Source organism: Pseudomonas deceptionensis, from assembly GCF_900106095.1.
Lineage (GTDB): Bacteria > Pseudomonadota > Gammaproteobacteria > Pseudomonadales > Pseudomonadaceae > Aquipseudomonas > Aquipseudomonas deceptionensis.
The window spans coordinates 1-1,709 of sequence record NZ_FNUD01000001.1; the positions used below are offsets into that span (position 1 = coordinate 1).

A 1,709-nucleotide genomic window follows, 5' to 3' on the forward strand; every position below is an offset into this window, starting at 1 on the left:
AAAAAAAGCATTTTTTACAAAATCAATTTGATTGTATGCCTTAGAAAAAGCACGCTCAAATGAATTAATCTCTCTATTTATCCTAGAAAGCTTAGAAGTAAAATGGTTTACTGCATCCAAGCCTATCCAATGGGAAAGCCCATTAGCCATACTAGTAAATTGGTCTAAAATATCTTTTTGAATAAAACTCAATCCGAATTTTTCATCGATAAATTTCAAGAATTTATGAATTTCAGAAGACGCTAACTCCTGATACTGATCTTGGTTTAGCGGCTCACGAATATTATCCTCTTTCGCTTTCTTAGCGGCTTTTTCTGAAGAAGCAAGCTCGCTAAAAAGATCACAACAAATATAACCAAGCTTTTTACTGCGGTCTTCAATTTCCTCCATAACACAACTCACAATTTTTTCGCAATAGTATTGCTCGCAATAAGTATATGCGTTAGAAAGAAAAATAATTTCATCGCTTAAAAATTTCAAACAAACATCTATATAAGTATGTATTTCTTTCAAGGAATCAAAATTTATCAATCCAGTTTTCTTAAAATCAAGATCCATGTGTTTGGCTAAAAAGAAAGGATCGATAACTTCTGCGACACAACTTTTATTCCCAAGAGATGCATAATAATTCATTGAATATCCGCCGATTTTATATATCACAACTGCCAGTTTATTAAATTTTATAGCTATGAATAGATAAACCTAAAAAACCATACGTTCACGTAAAGCCATCACTCGTGAAGCCGACAGATCACGAATATCCTCATTGTGAAAAATCAGGTGCGCTCGGTGCGGCTTGGTTTCCTCATCCCCAAGCTCCAAATCCTCCATTAGAAACTGATGCTTACCCTGGTAGGTCGCCGCGAGGTCAGCCGCCAAGCTGCGTGCGGCTTCTCCAGGCGTAACTATGGCCCAACCGATGATGTCAGACAGCTGTTCGGCTGGTGATCGCGGTGTCACGCCCTGAGCGGCGTTGCAGGCAAATTCGTTATAGAGCTGCGCGCCCAGTTCCGGATCGTCCGCAGGATTTCCCGGGCACAGCCGCGGCTCCCAGGGAAGCACGTAGGTCGATTGACCGAGAACGTCTTGCCGGACGTAGTCCGAGGGTTTGGCTAAACGCTGCATAAGGTTTGCTCCTAGGCGAAAATTGCATGGTAACGCAGCAGACTTTGGGCAGCTGAAAGCTGCTTCCAGAGCGGCCTTAGCCGCTCTGATAAACCGCCGGCGAAGACGGCGGAAACAGCTGGACAGACACCACCCGAGCCCACGAGGGGGGTGAGGAAAAATGGCCCCCAGGCCAAATTTTTCCGTTCTGCCCTGGTGCAGCCCGTCCAGGGCGAAACCAGGGTGCGCAGCATCCGGCCGCACCGCTTGCGTGCGCGTCAGGTAAAACCGGACCAACCTGGATTCGCGATGGAGCAGTCGAGAAAGGGACAACGGACCGCAACGAGACGTCGCGCAATGGCAGAATGCAGGTTGGTCCGGCTTTGCCGGGCGCGCACGCGGGTGAATTTTCGAGACAAGCCCGTCCAGGGCGCAGGGGAGGAAAGAGGGTGGAGGCTCGCGCAGCGAGTCGGAACCCTGAAAGCCTGACGGGGCGCTCCCCCGGAAGGTTTGGGCGTCCCGCAGGGCGGCCACGACAGACCGTAGGGATGGCGCGCTGTTGCTCTGCTTTTGTCTTGGATTATCTATGTGGCGTTCTATTGGTC

At 48.2% G+C, this 1,709-nt stretch carries 2 protein-coding genes; both read right to left on the reverse strand.

Going from position 1 to position 1,709, the window contains the following annotated elements; translation table 11 throughout:
- Positions 1-633 (reverse strand): hypothetical protein (locus tag BLW11_RS00005; protein ID WP_139272518.1); only part of this gene is annotated, 633 nt, incomplete at its 3' end.
- A 69-nt stretch (positions 634-702) separates the two neighbouring features.
- A complete protein-coding gene (locus BLW11_RS00010) occupies positions 703-1,125 on the reverse strand; it encodes a hypothetical protein (RefSeq protein ID WP_048362296.1) in 423 nt (140 codons plus the stop codon).
- Positions 1,126-1,709 lie beyond the last annotated feature (584 nt).